Source organism: Burkholderiales bacterium (assembly GCA_035518095.1).
In the GTDB taxonomy this organism is placed as follows: Bacteria; Pseudomonadota; Gammaproteobacteria; order Burkholderiales; family JAHFRG01; genus JAHFRG01.
The window spans coordinates 13,578-29,995 of record DATIXX010000013.1 but is presented as its reverse complement, the minus strand read 5'-3'; the positions used below and the strand labels follow the sequence as shown (position 1 = coordinate 29,995).

16 protein-coding genes and 3 tRNA genes are annotated in these 16,418 nt (G+C 54.9%); 3 read left to right on the top strand and 16 right to left on the bottom strand.

Annotated features, from left to right (window positions below; genetic code table 11):
• Nucleotides 1-52: 52 nt before the first annotated feature.
• Entirely contained in the window at nucleotides 53-1,618 is a 1,566-nt protein-coding gene (gene guaA, locus VLV32_02865) for a glutamine-hydrolyzing GMP synthase (GenBank protein HUL40837.1), read from the bottom strand.
• A 48-nt stretch (nucleotides 1,619-1,666) separates the two neighbouring features.
• On the bottom strand, nucleotides 1,667-3,127 hold the full coding sequence (gene guaB, locus VLV32_02860; protein HUL40836.1) for an IMP dehydrogenase: 1,461 nt from the start codon (nucleotides 3,125-3,127) through the stop codon (nucleotides 1,667-1,669).
• Between the two features lie 198 nt (nucleotides 3,128-3,325).
• On the opposite strand from guaB, the gene VLV32_02855 reads away from it, so the two are divergent.
• The gene (locus VLV32_02855; GenBank protein ID HUL40835.1) at nucleotides 3,326-3,808 is read left to right on the top strand and encodes a DUF4124 domain-containing protein; all 483 of its coding nucleotides are present in this window, start codon (nucleotides 3,326-3,328) and stop codon (nucleotides 3,806-3,808) included.
• 16 nt (nucleotides 3,809-3,824) lie between these two features.
• Here VLV32_02855 and VLV32_02850 read toward each other — a convergent pair whose 3' ends face one another.
• On the bottom strand, nucleotides 3,825-4,136 hold the full coding sequence (locus tag VLV32_02850) for an RnfH family protein (protein HUL40834.1): 312 nt from the start codon (nucleotides 4,134-4,136) through the stop codon (nucleotides 3,825-3,827).
• Nucleotides 4,137-4,568 (bottom strand): type II toxin-antitoxin system RatA family toxin, encoded by a 432-nt coding sequence (locus VLV32_02845; protein HUL40833.1) that lies wholly within the window; start codon nucleotides 4,566-4,568, stop codon nucleotides 4,137-4,139. It lies immediately after the preceding gene.
• Between the two features lie 51 nt (nucleotides 4,569-4,619).
• On the opposite strand from VLV32_02845, the gene smpB reads away from it, so the two are divergent.
• Nucleotides 4,620-5,069, top strand: a complete 450-nt coding sequence (gene smpB / locus VLV32_02840; protein HUL40832.1) for an SsrA-binding protein SmpB — start codon at nucleotides 4,620-4,622, stop codon at nucleotides 5,067-5,069.
• Nucleotides 5,070-5,107: 38 nt separating this feature from the next.
• Here smpB and VLV32_02835 read toward each other — a convergent pair whose 3' ends face one another.
• From VLV32_02835 to VLV32_02805, 7 genes are all read right to left on the bottom strand, one after another.
• A complete protein-coding gene (locus VLV32_02835) occupies nucleotides 5,108-6,805 on the bottom strand; it encodes a SulP family inorganic anion transporter (protein HUL40831.1) in 1,698 nt (565 codons plus the stop codon).
• A gap of 42 nt (nucleotides 6,806-6,847) precedes the next feature.
• Nucleotides 6,848-7,396 carry a GNAT family N-acetyltransferase gene (locus VLV32_02830; GenBank protein HUL40830.1) on the bottom strand — a complete coding sequence of 183 codons (549 nt, stop codon included), beginning with the start codon at nucleotides 7,394-7,396 and terminating at the stop codon, nucleotides 6,848-6,850.
• Nucleotides 7,397-7,439: 43 nt separating this feature from the next.
• On the bottom strand, nucleotides 7,440-8,261 hold the full coding sequence (gene ppk2, locus VLV32_02825; GenBank protein ID HUL40829.1) for a polyphosphate kinase 2: 822 nt from the start codon (nucleotides 8,259-8,261) through the stop codon (nucleotides 7,440-7,442).
• A gap of 51 nt (nucleotides 8,262-8,312) precedes the next feature.
• Nucleotides 8,313-8,600, bottom strand: a complete 288-nt coding sequence (locus VLV32_02820; protein ID HUL40828.1) for a hypothetical protein — start codon at nucleotides 8,598-8,600, stop codon at nucleotides 8,313-8,315.
• A gap of 345 nt (nucleotides 8,601-8,945) precedes the next feature.
• Nucleotides 8,946-9,020 (bottom strand) — tRNA-His (locus VLV32_02815).
• A gap of 49 nt (nucleotides 9,021-9,069) precedes the next feature.
• Nucleotides 9,070-9,146: transfer RNA gene (locus tag VLV32_02810), tRNA-Arg, on the bottom strand.
• A 58-nt stretch (nucleotides 9,147-9,204) separates the two neighbouring features.
• Nucleotides 9,205-9,281, bottom strand: a tRNA-Pro gene (locus VLV32_02805).
• 196 nt (nucleotides 9,282-9,477) lie between these two features.
• Here VLV32_02805 and dksA point away from each other — a divergent pair.
• Nucleotides 9,478-9,840: an RNA polymerase-binding protein DksA gene (gene dksA, locus VLV32_02800; protein HUL40827.1), complete on the top strand. Its 363-nt coding sequence runs from the start codon at nucleotides 9,478-9,480 to the stop codon at nucleotides 9,838-9,840.
• A gap of 72 nt (nucleotides 9,841-9,912) precedes the next feature.
• Here the strand turns inward: dksA and pnp are convergent, their stop codons facing one another.
• The 5 genes from pnp to infB form a co-directional block, all read right to left on the bottom strand.
• Nucleotides 9,913-12,021, bottom strand: a complete 2,109-nt coding sequence (gene pnp / locus VLV32_02795; GenBank protein HUL40826.1) for a polyribonucleotide nucleotidyltransferase — start codon at nucleotides 12,019-12,021, stop codon at nucleotides 9,913-9,915.
• An 86-nt stretch (nucleotides 12,022-12,107) separates the two neighbouring features.
• Entirely contained in the window at nucleotides 12,108-12,377 is a 270-nt protein-coding gene (gene rpsO, locus VLV32_02790; GenBank protein HUL40825.1) for a 30S ribosomal protein S15, read from the bottom strand.
• Nucleotides 12,378-12,493: 116 nt separating this feature from the next.
• Nucleotides 12,494-13,387: a tRNA pseudouridine(55) synthase TruB gene (truB, locus tag VLV32_02785; protein HUL40824.1), complete on the bottom strand. Its 894-nt coding sequence runs from the start codon at nucleotides 13,385-13,387 to the stop codon at nucleotides 12,494-12,496.
• A gap of 6 nt (nucleotides 13,388-13,393) precedes the next feature.
• Nucleotides 13,394-13,771 carry a 30S ribosome-binding factor RbfA gene (gene rbfA, locus VLV32_02780; GenBank protein HUL40823.1) on the bottom strand — a complete coding sequence of 126 codons (378 nt, stop codon included), beginning with the start codon at nucleotides 13,769-13,771 and terminating at the stop codon, nucleotides 13,394-13,396.
• Between the two features lie 85 nt (nucleotides 13,772-13,856).
• A complete protein-coding gene (infB, locus tag VLV32_02775; GenBank protein HUL40822.1) occupies nucleotides 13,857-16,388 on the bottom strand; it encodes a translation initiation factor IF-2 in 2,532 nt (843 codons plus the stop codon).
• Nucleotides 16,389-16,418: the final 30 nt, after the last annotated feature.

Below are 16,418 nucleotides of genomic sequence, written 5' to 3'. Positions count from 1 at the left end.
AAAAGTCCGCGAACGCGACTCACAGCCGGTTCTGCGTTGCCTATCGGTAGCCTTATTCCCATTCTATCGTTGCCGGCGGTTTACCAGAGATATCGTATACCACGCGATTGATACCGCGCACTTCGTTGATGATACGGTTGGAAATTTTCGATAATAAATCATGAGGCAGTTCCGCCCATTGCGCGGTCATGAAATCCTGGGTCGTGACCGCGCGCAAGCACACGACATATTCATAGGTACGTCCATCACCCATAACTCCTACTGATTTCACCGGGAGGAACACCGCAAATGCCTGTGCGGTTTTCTTATACCAGCCTGAAGCGCGCAGCTCATCAATAAAAATGGCATCTGCTCGGCGCAATAATTCAGCATATTCGCGCTTCACTTCGCCCACAATTCTTACGCCCAGGCCGGGGCCGGGAAACGGATGGCGGTAAAGCATTTCGCGCGGCACGCCCAGCGCTAAACCCAGCTCCCGCACTTCGTCCTTAAACAATTCCCGCAACGGCTCGAGCAGCTTCAAATGCAGTGTTCTAGGCAGGCCGCCGACATTATGATGCGATTTGATGGACTGCGCTTTCTTGGTTTTGGCGCCGGCGGATTCAATCACGTCAGGATAAATTGTGCCTTGGGCCAGCCATCTGACCTGCCGGAGCTTCTTCGCTTCGCGCTGGAAGACTTCGATGAATTCCTTACCGATGATTTTGCGCTTTTGCTCCGGATTAGACACTCCCGCCAGCTTTTTCAGAAATTTGGCGGAGGCGTCCACCATGATGACTTTAACGCCCAAATTGCGGCTGAAGGTATCCATGACCTGTTTGGCTTCATTGAGCCGCAGCAGGCCATTGTCCACGAAAACGCAGGTGAGCTGCTTGCCGATAGCCCTGTGCAACAGCATTGCGGCTACGGCCGAATCCACGCCGCCGGAGAGCCCAAGCAAAACTTCTTCCTTGCCCACCTGGTTACGGATTTTCGAGACCGCCTCCTCAACATAATCGGGCATATTCCAGTCGCCCTTTATCCCGCATATTTCATGCACAAAGCGCTCAATAATGCGCTTGCCCTGCCGCGTATGCGTCACTTCTGGGTGAAACTGCAGGCCGTAAAGCTTGCGCGTATCGTCCGCCATGCCTGCAATCGGGCTGGCATCGTTCCCGGCAATGACCTTGAAGCCTTCGGGGAGCGTATTTACGCGGTCGCCGTGGCTCATCCAGACATCGAGCAGTCCGTAGCCTTCTTGGTCGCTTCGGTCCTGAATATCTTTTAGCAACGCCGAATGGCCGCATGCGCGCAGCTCAGCGTGTCCGAATTCGCGCACCTGCGCGTTTTCAACTTCCCCGCCGAGTTGAGCCGCCATGGTCTGCATACCGTAACAGATTCCCAGCACCGGCACTCCGAGCTGGAAAACGATTTGTGGGGCACGCGGAGCGTTACCTTCGACCACCGAGGCTGGCCCGCCGGACAGTATGACGCCGCGCGGATTGAATTCCCTTATGAATTTTTCACCGACGTCATACGGATGCAGCTCGCAGTAAACTTTTGATTCGCGCACGCGGCGAGCGATGAGCTGCGTGTACTGGGAACCGAAGTCAAGAACGAGGATTTTTTGATGCGTCATTGCAGGATTAGAGTCTCGGAGCGCCCGGTCATGCAAATTTGGCGCACCTTACTCGACGCGGTAATTCGGTGCCTCCTTGGTAATCTGCACATTGTGAACATGCGATTCGCGCATACCCGCGGAAGTGATTTCGACGAATTGCGCTCGAGAACGCATTTCATCAATGGTTGAGCAGCCGACATAACCCATGCTTGCGCGGAGCCCTCCCGTCAACTGCTGCATTACAGCCACGACACTGCCTTTGTAGGGCACCCGGCCTTCAACACCCTCAGGCACCAGTTTGTCGGCGTTCATCTCGGGCTCCTGAAAATAACGGTCGCTTGATCCCAGCTGCATCGCACCGAGCGAGCCCATACCACGATAAGATTTATACGAACGGCCTTGGAATAATTCGATTTCTCCCGGTGCTTCTTCAGTGCCGGCAAACAGCCCGCCCAGCATAACCACGTTCGCGCCTGCAGCGACAGCTTTGGCGATATCGCCGGAGTAACGTACGCCCCCGTCCGCTATTATCGGAATTCCGCTGCCTTTGAGAGCCTGCGCCACGTTCTGAATTGCGGTGATTTGCGGCACGCCGACTCCGGCAACGATGCGCGTGGTGCAAATCGAGCCCGGTCCGATTCCGACTTTTACTCCGTCTGCACCGTGGTCCATCATCGCCCTCGCGCCATCCGCCGTTCCGATATTGCCGCCAATAACTTGAGTCGTAGGAAAGTGCTTTTTAATCCATTTCACGCGGTCCAGAACGCCTTGTGCGTGACCGTGTGCGGTGTCCACCACAATCACATCTGCGCCTGCTTCGACCAGGCTTTCGACGCGTTCCTCCGTACCTTCGCCGACACCCACCGCAGCGCCCGCCCGCAACCGCCCGAGTTCGTCTTTGCAAGCATCCGGATGTTCGCTGGACTTGAGTATGTCCTTGACCGTAATCAGCCCTTTCAGTTCGAACGTTTCGTTTACCACCAGCACCCGCTCCAAGCGGAACTTGTGCATCAATTTCAGCGCCTCTTCTCGGCTCGCGCCCTCTCTCACGGTCACCAGCCGCTCGCGCGGGGTCATAATATTTTTAATCGGCTGATCGAGATTGGTCTCAAAGCGCAAATCACGGTTGGTAACTATGCCGACGACCCGCGCGCCTTCGACTACCGGCAAACCTGAGATTTTGTGCTGTTGCGTGAGATTCACGACCTCTCGCACTTTCATGTCCTGGGGAATTGTGATCGGATCTTTCACCACGCCGCTCTCGAATCGCTTGACCTTCGCAACTTGGGCGGCTTGCGCCTTGGCCTGCATATTTTTGTGAATGATGCCCACTCCGCCTTCTTGCGCAACAGCGATCGCAAGCCGCGCTTCCGTCACAGTGTCCATGGCCGCCGAAATCAGCGGGATATTTAATGTTATCTTGCGAGTCAATTGCGTGGAGAGATTTACGTGGCGCGGCAGAACTGTGGAGTGTGCGGGAACCAGCAGAACATCATCAAAGGTCAATGCTTTTTGAATTACCTGCATATTTTGTTCCTTTGCAAAATAACATTATACGCAAGGTGCATCGGGGGGTAAATATTAGACGCCCGGACGTCAGGAGCGGGTGACCTGAATTTCCCAGGCAATTCAAGTCAATGGCCGCTTGGCACTGTGCGCTAAGTCCTACACTTTATAGATTCTTTGGAATACACTAACGGGTAATTTTGCCCTACAGGAGTTGTTATGCCGTATACGCATGTACTGGGTGCAATTGCGCTGGCGCTGCTGGCCGCGACAAATGCCTACTGCGACGTTTACAAATGGGTCGATAGCGACGGCACGGTCCATTATTCGGATCAGCCGGCCCCCGGCGCAACGCAAGAGCAAACTTTGAACATCAGATCGGGCACTGCAGCCGACGCTGAGTCCGGTGCCCAAAAAGCGCCGGGAACTAAATCCTACATTGAGCAGGACGCTGAATTCCGCAAGCGCCAAGTAGAAGCGGAGGAAAAACAGGTTAAGGAAGAAAAAGCGTTGGCTGACGCCAAACAGCGCCAGCAGAACTGCCAACGCGCTCTTGACAGCCTGCACGCCTTGCAGTCCGGTGCGCGCGTCACCCGAACTAACGACAAGGGCGAGCGCGAATATCTCGACGACAACCAGCGGCAGGAGGAAATCGCTAACGCGCAAAAAAGCGCGGACTCCTGGTGTAACCCTCCAAAATAATTCATTTGATCCGATTTCAGGCGCCGCGGGTATTTTTTCGCGTGCTAATGGCTGCGTGAGCGCGGCGGCGGCGCGCCTCCTTGGGATCGGCGATCAACGCGCGGTAAATTTCCACCCGGTCCCGATCGCGCAACGGCGAATCGGTCCTCGCTATCTTTCCGAAAATTCCAACTTTGTTTGTGCCAAGATCGATTTCCGGATATTGCTCTAGAATACCGGATTGTTTTATCGCTTCGCCGATTGTGGTGCCCCGTTTCACGCGTAGCCGCATAATGGTCTGGCCGCGGAGGGCGGCGTAGGCCACTTCGATGCTGATTTCCTTCATCATTCAAGCGTAAAGCGCCTTGGCACGATTGATAAAACCGTCAATGAAACTGTCAGCGATGTGCTTGAAAGCGGGGCCGAGTAGTTTTTCCAGTAGCTTGCTGGAAAACTCATAACACAGCCGAAATTCGATCTTACAACCCGATTCGCCCAATTCCATAAAGCGCCAACTACCGTCAAGACAACGGAACGGGCCGTGTACCAAATGCATTTCGATTGAATCTGGCGCATGTTTGGTGTTCTCGGTAGTGAAGCTATGCTTGAGGTAGCCGTATTTAAGGCGAATCGTCGCCAAAGTAATTTGTTCAGTTCGTTGGCTGACCGACGCGCCAACGCACCAAGGCAGAAACTCGGGATACTCTTCCACCCTGTCAACGAGAGAAAACATTTGCTGCGCCGTATAGCCCACCAGCACCGATCTGTCTACCTGGTTCATGGCATTCTGAAAGCTGATAAAATCATAAAATATTAGCAGTGTCCGCGCCTAATGAGCATTATTCAAAATAAAAAAGCATTCCACGATTACTTTATCGAAGAAAAATACGAGGCGGGCATCGTGCTCAAGGGCTGGGAAGTCAAAGCCATTCGCGCGGGCCGCTGCCAAATAAAGGAAGCTTATGTCGTGGTGCGCAAAGGGGAGCTTTTCATGACCGGGTGCCATATTAGCCCGCTGGAGACCGTTTCGACACATGTTTTACCCGATGCTACTCGCACCCGCAAGTTGCTGCTGCACTCCAACGAGATAAATACACTGATCGGTAAGGTCGAACGCGCAGGATACACTTTAGTGCCGCTGGATATTCATTACTCCCGTGGCAAGGTAAAGTTGGAAATTGGGCTCGCTAAAGGCAAGAAGCAGCATGATAAGCGCGAAGCCGAAAAAGAACGCGAATGGCAGCGGCAAAAACAGCGCTTGCTACGCGCCAAAAACCGGTAAACGGTTAAGGCGATCGTCCCGCGCGCAGCAGACAAGTTCTAACGAGTATCTCCCTGCGCCAGGGAAGCCTGGTGTTTGGCGACAGCCTGCTCCAGATTGAAGATCATCCGGTCGCGACCCAGGATCCCGCTAAGGGGCGAACGCTGGACCATCTCCAGCACTCCCGGATTGAGACCGACCAGCCACAGCGAGATTCCGCGGTCGCGCATTCTCTGCTCGGCTTCGGTCAGCATTTTGAGCGCACTATACTCGAGATCGAATACGGCTTCGAGATCGAGAACCACGACCTTCGGCTGCGCCTGGACGACGAGCGGCCTTATCTTGTCGGCAATGCGTTCATAGTTCACAAAAAATATGCGCCCCTCCGTCCGCAGCAGTAGTAAACCAGGAAACGTTTCGTCCTCGGGGTGCTCTTTGGAACGAGGGCGGAACACATTGGTACCCGGCTTCCGTCCCAGCACATGCACCGGCGGGTCAGCTATTTGGTAGGCAAGGGCCAGGATCGAAACGATGATGGCAACGAGGATTCCCTGCAGTGTTCCCAGCAGCACCACTCCGACCATTGCAACCAGCGCCCAAATGAATTCCATTCGACGCACCTTGAGGATGGTTTGGAACTCCGCCGGCTTTATCATGCCGATCGAATAGACGATCACGACGGCGGCGAGAGTGGCTTCCGGCATCAGGCCGATTAAGGGGGCCAGGAACAGCATCGTGAACAGCGCGACTGCGGCCGTGACTAATTCCGCGAGCTGGGTGCGTGCTCCGGCAAGCCGGTTCACCGCAGTCTGCGTGGTCCCGCCCCCCGCCGGCATCGCTCCCAACAGCGCGCCCCCGATATTCGCAAGTCCCGTCGCGAATAATTCACGGTTCGCGCGCGGCGTTGGCTCGTCCTTCTCGGCAAACGCGCGTCCGGCGGCAATCGATTCGGTGAAACTCATCAGCGCGATTCCCAAGGCTGCCGGCCAGAGCTGAACGATCAGCTGCAAGTTCGGCAAAGTAAGCGACGGAAGGCCCGTTGGAACCTGGCCAACAGTGCCGACGCCGTAATCCTGCAGCCCGAAGAGGCTCATTCCTGCGATTCCGCTGGCAACTGCAATGATCGGCGCTGGCGCTCGCGGAAAAAAACGCTCGACCGCCACGAGTATCCCGATCATGACCACGCCCAACGCCGCTGTAGTCATTGACGCATGTGGAACGCCTTGTACAATGGCGAGGACATTATGAAAAAACGAGCCCTTCTGAAAATGAATCCCCATTAGCTTCGGCAGTTGGTCGAGTACGATGACCAGCCCGATACCTGCCTTGAATCCTATCAGCACCGGTTCCGATATAAAGTTGGCCACCACGCCCAGTCTCAAGAACGAAGCCAGAACCAGAACTGCCCCGACCAGCAATGTCAATGTTGCCGAAGCGACTAAAAGCGAGCTTGGGTCGCCGCCTGGAACCACCTCACCAAATTCCGCGGCCGCCAGAATTGCAAGCGTTGTAGTCGTGCTCACGCTGAGCGGCCGCGACGTCCCGAGCACTGCGTAGATCACCATCGGCAGAAACGCGGTATAGAGGCCTACCTGCACTGGAAGCCCGGCGATTGTGGCGTAAGCCATCGCTTTTGGAATCACGACTGCCGCAGCAGTCAGCCCCGCGATAACGTCCAGCTGAATCCATTGCTTTTGGTAATCACGGATCCAATCAGGCACTGGGAGGCGGAAGCCGCCGGGTCGGTTGCTCGACATCGTGTTACCTCACGGCTTATGTGGCATGCCGAATAGGTTAAATCAGGAAATGCGAGTTAGATTGCAACGAACCATGCGAACCATCGGGCCTTCCGGACTGGCTACTTCTAGGAAGCCAAGACGTTTTGCGAGACTCAGCATGCGCGTGTTGGATGCAAGGATATATCCTTGCATACGCTCGAACCCTCGTGCGTGCGCGGTTTGCATTAATGCTTCCAGGAGCTGGCGCGCGAGACCCTGCCCCTGCCATTCATCGGTAACAGCGACTGCAAACTCGCAGTCCGTACTCCCGGCTCCGGCGGCATAGCGCGCACCGGCGATGATTTTTTTCCGCGCGCCCTCCGGCACGACAGCAACCAGTTGCAACTCGCGGCTTCCCTCAGGATTGGTCGCGCGCTCGAGCATCTGCGGCGGCAACTCGCGCAGTGCGGTCATGAAACGCGCGTAACGCGATTCAGCCGAAAGCCGTTTGATGGCAGCCTGCAGCTCTTCCTTGTCCTGCAGGCGTACCGCGCGCAAGGTTACCCGCTGCCCGCCTCGCAACCGCACATCGACAGGCCTGAATTCGGCTACCGGCGCAGCGGCTTTCATCGCAGCGTCGAGCGGGCGACCAGCAGTCTGACCACTTGCCGCCTCAAAACTTCTCGGGAATATACTTGAACGGATAGTCCGGTTCCCGATAGCCGTGGGGCTTTTGCCGCTTTGGCAACTTCACTTTGTCGCCCTTCAGCTTCTTGTACGGGATTTTGCTCAGCAGATGGGTGATAACATTAAGCCGCGCGCGCTTCTTGTCGTCCGAATTCACCACGTACCACGGCGCCCATGCGGTGTCAGTCATCTTGAACATATCGTCGCGCGCCCGCGAGTAGTCATACCAGCGGCTGTATGACTCAAGATCCATTGGCGAGAGTTTCCAGATTTTGCGCCCGTCGTTGATACGCGCCTCGAGCCGGCGGGTTTGCTCAGCCATGCTGACCTCCAACCAATACTTGAACAGGATGATTCCGTCTTCGGCCATTAGCTTTTCGAAGGCGGGTACCAATTCGAGGAAGCGCTTTACGTGTTCTGGGGGGCAAAAACCCATCACACGCTCGACGCCTGCGCGGTTGTACCAGCTGCGGTCCCAGATCACTATTTCGCCGGCCGCCGGCAGGTGAGGCAGGTAACGCTGCACGTACATCTGGCTTTTCTCGCGTTCGGTCGGCGATGGTAGCGCGATGACCCGGAATACGCGAGGGCTCACGCGCTCGGTGATCGCCTTGATGGTCCCACCTTTGCCCGCGCCGTCGCGCCCTTCGAAGACGATGCAAACCCTGAGGCCTTTGCGCTTGACCCATTCCTGGAGCTTGACAAGCTCGACATGCAGCTTCGCGAGTTCTTTCAAGTATTGCTTATTCTTGAGTTTGTTTTTGCCCTTGGAACCTTTGTTAGGTTTTTCTGTGCTGTCGTCAGCCATAATTTTGCCTCCTTAGTGATTTTTCAGGCGCGCGCTCCAAACAATTCGTCTTCAGGAACCTTTTTGGGCTTTTTCGTTTTCCAGCGCCTTATCCATAATCTCTTTATACAGTGACACCATGCGTCCCGCGACATCGCGCGCGCGCGGATCTTTGTCGATTATGGGCCCGAGGTTTTTGGCGTTCGCAAACACCCGCTCCAGGAACGCAATATCGAGATCGTTCAGCACCTCGCCTCGGTCAACGCGTTCCTTTATTTGCAGCGCCTTGGGCAGTATTTCCTCGACCATCCTCTTTGCAAGGACGGCGAGGACACCGATATCCTTTGAAATTTCACTCATGCTTGCCTCCTTTGGCCGCACGCGGCCACTGCCCCTGGCTCATGTCAAGACTTAAATCGTTTGCCTAAATTATATTGCTTCTGGAACCGCACTTCCATGATTTGGGAGTAATTGCTCTCTCGCAAATCGCACATCATCTGATTTGGTCTTGGCGCCCTAATTCTGCCCAGAATTGTGCGATACGATGGCACCGCTGCAACTCCCTGAGAAACATCTTTCTTGGCAGCATTAGTCAGGAGCTCATTCGATCGGCGTTCGAAAGGCTCGAAAAAGAGCGCGTTCGCAGCACTTGATTTGCGAACAGATTCGAAGCATGTAGGGGGTTGTTTGGACGTTCTGAAATTTTGGGGTGGACGATGGGATTCGAACCCACAACAACCGGAATCACAATCCGGGACTCTACCATTGAGCTACGTCCACCATTGAAGCAAGCATGTCGGCACGCGACTCGGTATCAAAGCATCAAGTATGGCGTGCCCGGCGGGAATCGAACCCACAACCCCCAGCTTAGAAGGCTGGTGCTCTATCCGGTTGAGCTACGGGCACTGTAGCCAAAGCAACCGCCTGCGAAAAAATGTTGAGCCCAGCAACCGGGTTTGAGACTTGGTCGGGGTGGAGAGATTTGAACTCCCGACATCTTGCTCCCAAAGCAAGCGCGCTACCAGGCTGCGCTACACCCCGGAAGGGCGTAAATATACTCTTGACCCAAACAAAGGTCAATTCACCGTGCAGCAAAAATCAAATCGAGCGGATTGGACTTGCGGTATAATTCGTTTTCTGATATCAAGGCGTTTTTCCAATAATGGATGCTACGAAGATGTCCCCGGAGCTACATAAACAAATCACCCCCTACGTGCCAAAAAAAGGGGAAGAATACATGAATCCGAAGCAGCGTGGGCACTTCCGAAAGATCCTGGAAGCCCTGAAAGTCGAGTTGAGCCAGGATATAGACCGGACGGTGCACACCATGCAGGACGAAGCAACGATTTTTGCCGATCCAAATGATCGCGCCAGCCAGGAATCAGACATGGCTCTAGAACTGCGCAACCGCGACCGCGAGCGTAAGCTCATCAAGAAAATCGAAGAGACCATCGGTAAAATCGACTCGGGGGAATATGGATATTGCGAAAACTGCGGTGTTGAAATCGGCCTGAAGCGCCTTGAAGCGCGTCCCACCGCGACCTTGTGCATAGACTGCAAAACGCTGGACGAGCTGCGGGAGAAGCAGGTAGCTAAATAGTCTTTTTTCTGCGCCGGAAATCACAAGGGGCGGTTTGTTCGACCGCCCCTTTGCTTTTTTTGCACGGAAAACTTAACTTTGCGAAGCGGCTGTGGTTTCCGTGGCAACGGCCTTCATGCTCAAGCGCAGCCGGCCCTTTTCGTCAGCTTCCAGTACCTTCACTTTAACCGTCTGCCCTTCCCTGAGATATTCCGCCACACTGTTCACGCGCTCATTGGCAATTTGCGAGATGTGCAGCAGTCCGTCTTTACCCGGCAACACGCTGACAATCGCGCCGAAATCCAGAAGCTTAAGCACGGTGCCTTCATAAACCCGCCCCACTTCGACTTCGGCAGTAATATCTTCTATGCGCTTCTTCGCGAGCAGACAACCTTCCGAGGCGGCGCAAGCGATGGTCACGGTTCCGTCTTCCGCGATATCAATTGAGGTTCCGGTTTCTTCCGTAAGCGCGCGGATCACCGCTCCGCCTTTGCCGATTACATCGCGGATTTTTTCCGGTTTGATTTTTATGGTCATGATGCGCGGAGCGTAAACTGAAATTTCCCCGCGCGCACTGGGCAGGGTCTGTTTCATCATTTCAAGAATGTGCATGCGACCATCGCGTGCCTGGTTGAGCGCAACGCGCATGATTTCCTTGGTGATGCCCTGTATCTTGATATCCATTTGCAATGCGGTTATGCCTTTTTCAGTGCCCGCGACCTTGAAGTCCATGTCACCAAGATGATCTTCATCGCCTAAAATATCGGTGAGCACAGCGAACCGGTTACCTTCCTTGATAAGTCCCATGGCGATCCCGGCGACATGCGCCTTGATTGGAACACCTGCGTCCATAAGTGCAAGACACCCCCCGCACACCGAGGCCATCGAGCTCGAACCGTTAGATGCGGTGATTTCGGATACCACGCGCATGGCATATCCGAATTCCTCCACCGTCGGCAACACACCGATCAATGCACGCTTTGCCAGCCTGCCATGGCCGATTTCGCGCCGCTTGGGCGAACCGACGCGACCGGTTTCCCCGGTAGCATAAGGCTGCATGTTGTAATGAAGTATGAAACGGTCGGTATATTCGCCCTGGAGCGCATCGATAATCTGTCCGTCGCGTGCAGTGCCAAGTGTGGCGACCACCAATGCCTGCGTTTCACCCCGAGTAAACAGCGCCGAGCCGTGAGCACGTGGCAATACACCGGTGCGGATGGCAATCGGCCGGACGGTGCGCGTGTCACGTCCGTCAATGCGAGGCTCGCCGTTCAGAATCTGGCTGCGTACTATTTTAGCTTCCAGCTCCACGAAAACGGCTTTCACAAGGTTCTCGCGCTCAGAATCGGGGTTGTCGCCTTTCAGTTCCTCCAGCACCCGGCTGCGAATCGCGTCTATCTCTTGACTGCGTGCTTGCTTTTGCCTGAGCTCATAGGCCTTGCGTAATTCAGCTTCCGCCAACTGACCGACTCGAGCGACCAGCGCCTCGTCCTTAGCTGGAGGCTGGTGGTCCCAAAGCGGCGTGCCTGCCTCATCTGCAAGCTCGTTGATGGCTGTGATAGCCGCCTGCATTTCCCGGTGACCGAATATCACGGCACCAAGCATGACGTCTTCAGGTAGTTCCCGCGCCTCCGACTCGACCATCAAAACCGCTTGTTCCGTGCCCGCAACAACCAGATCCAGCAGAGACGATTTTAACTGCGTGGCAGTGGGATTCAATATGTATTCGCCGTCGACAAACCCTACCCTCGCTGCCCCAATTGGCCCGTCAAACGGAATCCCGGAAATTGCCAGCGCCGCGGAGGCACCCAGCATAGCGGGGATGTCGGAATCAATTTCATTGTTTGAAGAAACGACTGTCGCAATGATTTGCACCTCATTGTAAAAGCCTTCCGGAAACAGGGGTCGCAAGGGGCGGTCGATCAAACGCGAGGTCAGCGTTTCCTTCTCCGAGGGACGGCCTTCACGCTTAAAAAAGCCGCCGGGAATTTTCCCAGCGGCATACGTACGTTCTTGGTAATCTACTGTAAGTGGGAAAAAATCCTGACCGGATGTTGCCTGCTTTGCTCCGACCACCGTAACCAGCACCACCGTGTCATCCATGTTGACCATGACGGCGCCGGTCGCTTGGCGCGCCATTTCACCGGTTTCAAGGGTGACTTCGTGATCTCCAAAACGAAAACTTTTTTTGATTTGCTTCAAAACGGCTTACCTTTGAGAATTCGTCGGTTCAGCACGAAAGCTGTCGCTTCATTACCGAACACCGATGTGGCAGCATAATTTAAGCATTATTTTCGCAGACCAAGTCGTTCGATCAACTTGCGGTAGCGATCGGCACTGTGACTCATAAGATAATCCAGCAGTTTGCGGCGGCGGCTGACCATGCGCAACAGACCTTGGCGTGAGTGATGATCTTTTACATGCACCTTGAAATGCTCGGTCAGATCATTGATGCGCGCGGTCAGCAGCGCAACCTGTACTTCCGGGGAACCGGTATCGCCCTTGGCTGTTTGGAAATCCTGCACAATTTTTGATTTTTGGCTGCTCGTTACCGACATTAACTGCTCTCCGGGGCAAAAAACGCTATTTTACCTTTTATAGGCTTGTTTGCTCAAGTCGCAATTGTGCTCGCGCATGAGTTCCAACAATCACCCGTCGCTGCTTCCTCACAATATTACGCGCTTGTGGCGAGCAGGCGCTTGGGCTTTATCTCGCCTTCCGGCGTAATTTCACCAAGACCGATAAGCCCCTGTTTCAAACTATAGATCCTCACGATTCCGCCGAACGTGGAAGCAGTTTGCTTTACAGTATTGCCACGCACAAAACTGCGGCAATTTTCATCGTCAAGAAGTATTTTCGGGTGCGCCAGCAATAGACTTTCTATTGGCAGAAGGCTCGCATCCCTTTGTTCCAAGTTCATCGCCTCAAGCCGCTGCAGAGTGTAGGCCTCATCCAGACGGAAGGGCCCGACCCGAGTCCGTCGTAGCATCTTCAAATGTGCGCCACAACCGATTATTTGCCCCAAGTCTTCGGCCAATACGCGGATATAGGTGCCTTTGCTGCAGTGAATCGTAACCATAATATCTTGGCCCATCATGCGATCGAGTCGTAAAGTTTCAATGCGCACAGTCCGCGGCGCCCGTTCCACCAGCTTGCCTTCCCTTGCATAGGCGTAAAGCGGTTTTCCCCGGTGCTTTAGCGCGGAATACATGGGTGGAATCTGGCTCAGGTTGCCGACCAAAGAGTTCAATGCCGCTTCCACCCGCGCCGCAGAAACATCGACGGGTCGCTGCTGGAGGATTTCTCCTTCGGCATCACCCGTTGAAGTGGTCTCTCCTAGCCTTACAACGGCTTCATAGCACTTGCCCGAATCCAGTAAGCTCTGCGAAAACTTTGTCGCTTCGCCGAGACAAACCGGGAGTAGACCCGTCGCCAGCGGATCCAACGTCCCAGTGTGCCCGCCTTTCGCGGACTGAAAAAACGACTTTACCTTCTGCAACGCAGCGTTGGAGGTGAGCCCTGCCGGCTTATCGAGTAGCAATACCCCGTTGATTTGCCTCTTGCGCAAGGTTAGTTAAGACGTATGTTTCTTGTCTTCCGAAACCGCTTGGTCGATTAGGCTGGAGAGCCGCATGCCGCGTTCAACCGAGCTGTCGTATATGAAATGCAGTTCCGGCACCGCGTAAAGTTTGAGGCGATGCGCGAGCTGGCTGCGGAGAAACCCCGCAGCGTGTTCCAGGCCGCTCAAGATTTCTGCCGTTTGACAGGATTCTCCAAGGTGCGTAAAAAAAATCTTGGCATGAGCGTAGTCCGGCGATACTTCGGCGTCGGTAAGCGTAATCATGCGTATTCGAGGATCCTTTAACTCATGATGCATGATTTCCGCCAGTTCCCTTCGGATCTGTTGAGCGACGCGCCGTGTTCTAGGATAGTCTTTTGGCACCGCGAATATCCGCGATTAATGGTGTGACAAGGGGTTAGTGGCAAAACTGTCAGGTAACGCGTCGACAACCCGGGCGTTATTAGCCCCAATTTCCCTACAGTGTTCTTGCGACTTCAACGACTTCGTAAATTTCCAACTGGTCGCCAACTTTAATGTCATTGTAATTCTTGATCGACAGGCCGCATTCAAAGCCCGCTTTTACTTCCCGCGCATCGTCCTTAAAGCGCTTCAGTGAATCCAGCTCTCCACTGTGTATCACGACATTATCGCGCAGCACCCGCACCATGGAATTACGTTTGATCAGGCCCTCCAAAACATAACAGCCCGCCACGACACCCACTTTGGAAATTTGAAATACCTGCCGCACGTCCACCAGACCGAGGATGTTCTCCTTGCGCTCGGGAGCCAGCATTCCGGACAGCGCAGCCTTGATTTCGTCCACCGCGTCGTATATGACATTGTAGTACCGCACATCCACGCCAGCATTGCTTATAAGTTTGCGTGCGGTACTGTCGGCCCGGGTGTTAAAGCCGATCACGACGGCCTTCGAAGCGAGCGCCAGGTTGATGTCCGATTCGGTTATGGCTCCGACTCCGCTGTGTATGATATTGACCTTGACTTCTCCGGTGGAAAGTTTTTGAAGAGCATGCGCGAGAGCTTCATATGAACCTTGCACATCGGCTTTGATCACCAGGGAAAGTGTTTTAGCCTCGCCCTCCCCCATTTGGTCGAACACATTTTCGAGTTTGGCCGCCTGTTGCTTGGCAAGCTTCACGTCTCGGAATTTGCCTTGGCGGAACAGAGCGATTTCCCTCGCTTTGCGTTCGTCGCCTAGAACCTGGGCTTGCTCACCCGCTACAGGCACATCCGATAAACCCTGGATTTCCACGGGTATCGAAGGTCCGGCTTCCTGCACCGCGCGTCCCGCTTCATCAAACATCGCGCGCACGCGCCCAAACACAGCTCCCGCCAGCAGCACGTCGCCCCGCTGCAAGGTGCCCGACTGCACTAGAATTGTGGCAACCGGTCCACGTCCTTTATCTAACCGCGACTCGATCACCAAGCCCCTGGCGGGGGTATCACGTGGCGCTTTGAGCTCGAGTACTTCGGCTTGCAATAGTACGCTCTCCAGCAGCGCGTCGATGCCCTTCCCCGTCTTGGCGGAAACCTCGACAAACATGGTATCGCCGCCCCAACCTTCAGGCACGACTTCCTGCGCCACGAGCTCCTGTTTGATGCGCTCGGGATTGGCCTCCGGCTTGTCAATTTTGTTTACTGCGACCACGATTGGAACCTTGGCGGCTTTGGCGTGATGCACGGCTTCAACGGTCTGCGGCATCACGCCGTCATCCGCGGCCACCACGAGAATTACAATATCGGTTGCCTTTGCGCCGCGCGCGCGCATGGCAGTAAACGCTTCATGTCCCGGCGTATCAAGAAATGTAATCATGCCTCTGGGGGTTTCAACGTGATACGCGCCGATATGCTGAGTAATTCCCCCGGCTTCGCCGCTTGCCACGCGCGTGCGGCGGATATAGTCAAGCAGCGAAGTCTTGCCGTGGTCCACATGTCCCATCACCGTAACCACCGGAGCGCGCGGCAATAACGTTGCTTCCTTGGGTAGCTGGTCTTCAGTTAAGAAGGATTCGGGATCATCCAGTTTAGCCCGTTTGGCGATGTGTCCCATCTCCTCCACCACGATCATCGCGGTGTCCTGGTCGAGCACTTGGTTAATGGTGACCATTGTGCCCATGTTCATTAGCACCTTAATGACTTCCGCAGCCTTCACCGACATTTTCTGGGCAAGTGTGGCGACCGTAATGGTCTCGGGTACCAGAACTTCGTGCACCATCGCCTCGGTGGGCATAGAGAATGCATGTGGCTGTTGAGGTTGGCTTTCTTGTTGAAGTTGCCTCGGCTTGGGTGCTTTACGCTCCCGCCAGCCCTGCCCGCCGGTAAAATCGCCCCGGGTTTTGATCGTGCGTCTGCGAGCGGTTTCGTCCTGCCAGATGACCTTGGGCTGCTTCTTAGCCTTCTTTTGCGATTTCGCGGCTTTTTCCGGGGTCACTGCCGGTTTATGCAAGGTGCCTCCGGTTCCGGATGGAACGAGCTGAGTCAGCGTGGCTGTCGGCAGCGGTTTGGCCTGCTGCGCCTCTTCGGTCTTGATTTCGGGTTTCTTGCGTTTTCTCTCATGTTTATCGCGCAGCTCTTCGCTTTGCCGCGCTATCAGTTCCGCCTGTTTTTTGGCTTCTTCCTCGCGCAGAGCCAGCTGCTGGGCATCCAGCACCGGCGCAGCGATTTTACGTTCTTCCTCGTCGGCTGCCGTCTCGTCGCGTTTCACAAACACGCGTTTTTTGCGCACCTCGATCTGAATCGTGCGCGCCTTTCCGGTATTGTCTGATTTTTTGATTTCGGAAGTTTGCCTGCGGGTCAGCGTGATTTTCTTTTTCTGGTCTTTGGCCCCGTGAACCCGGTGCAGGTACTCCAGCAACTGAGTCTTGTCCTGCTCGGTAAGTAAATCTTCGGCGAGCCTCTTGTTGACCCCGGCCGCCTGCAATTGTTCGATCAGGCGCAACGGATCCAGCATCAGCTCGCGGGCAAATTGCTCAACATTCATCTGTGCCATGGCTCTTATTTCCTAAACCGTGCCCTTAGC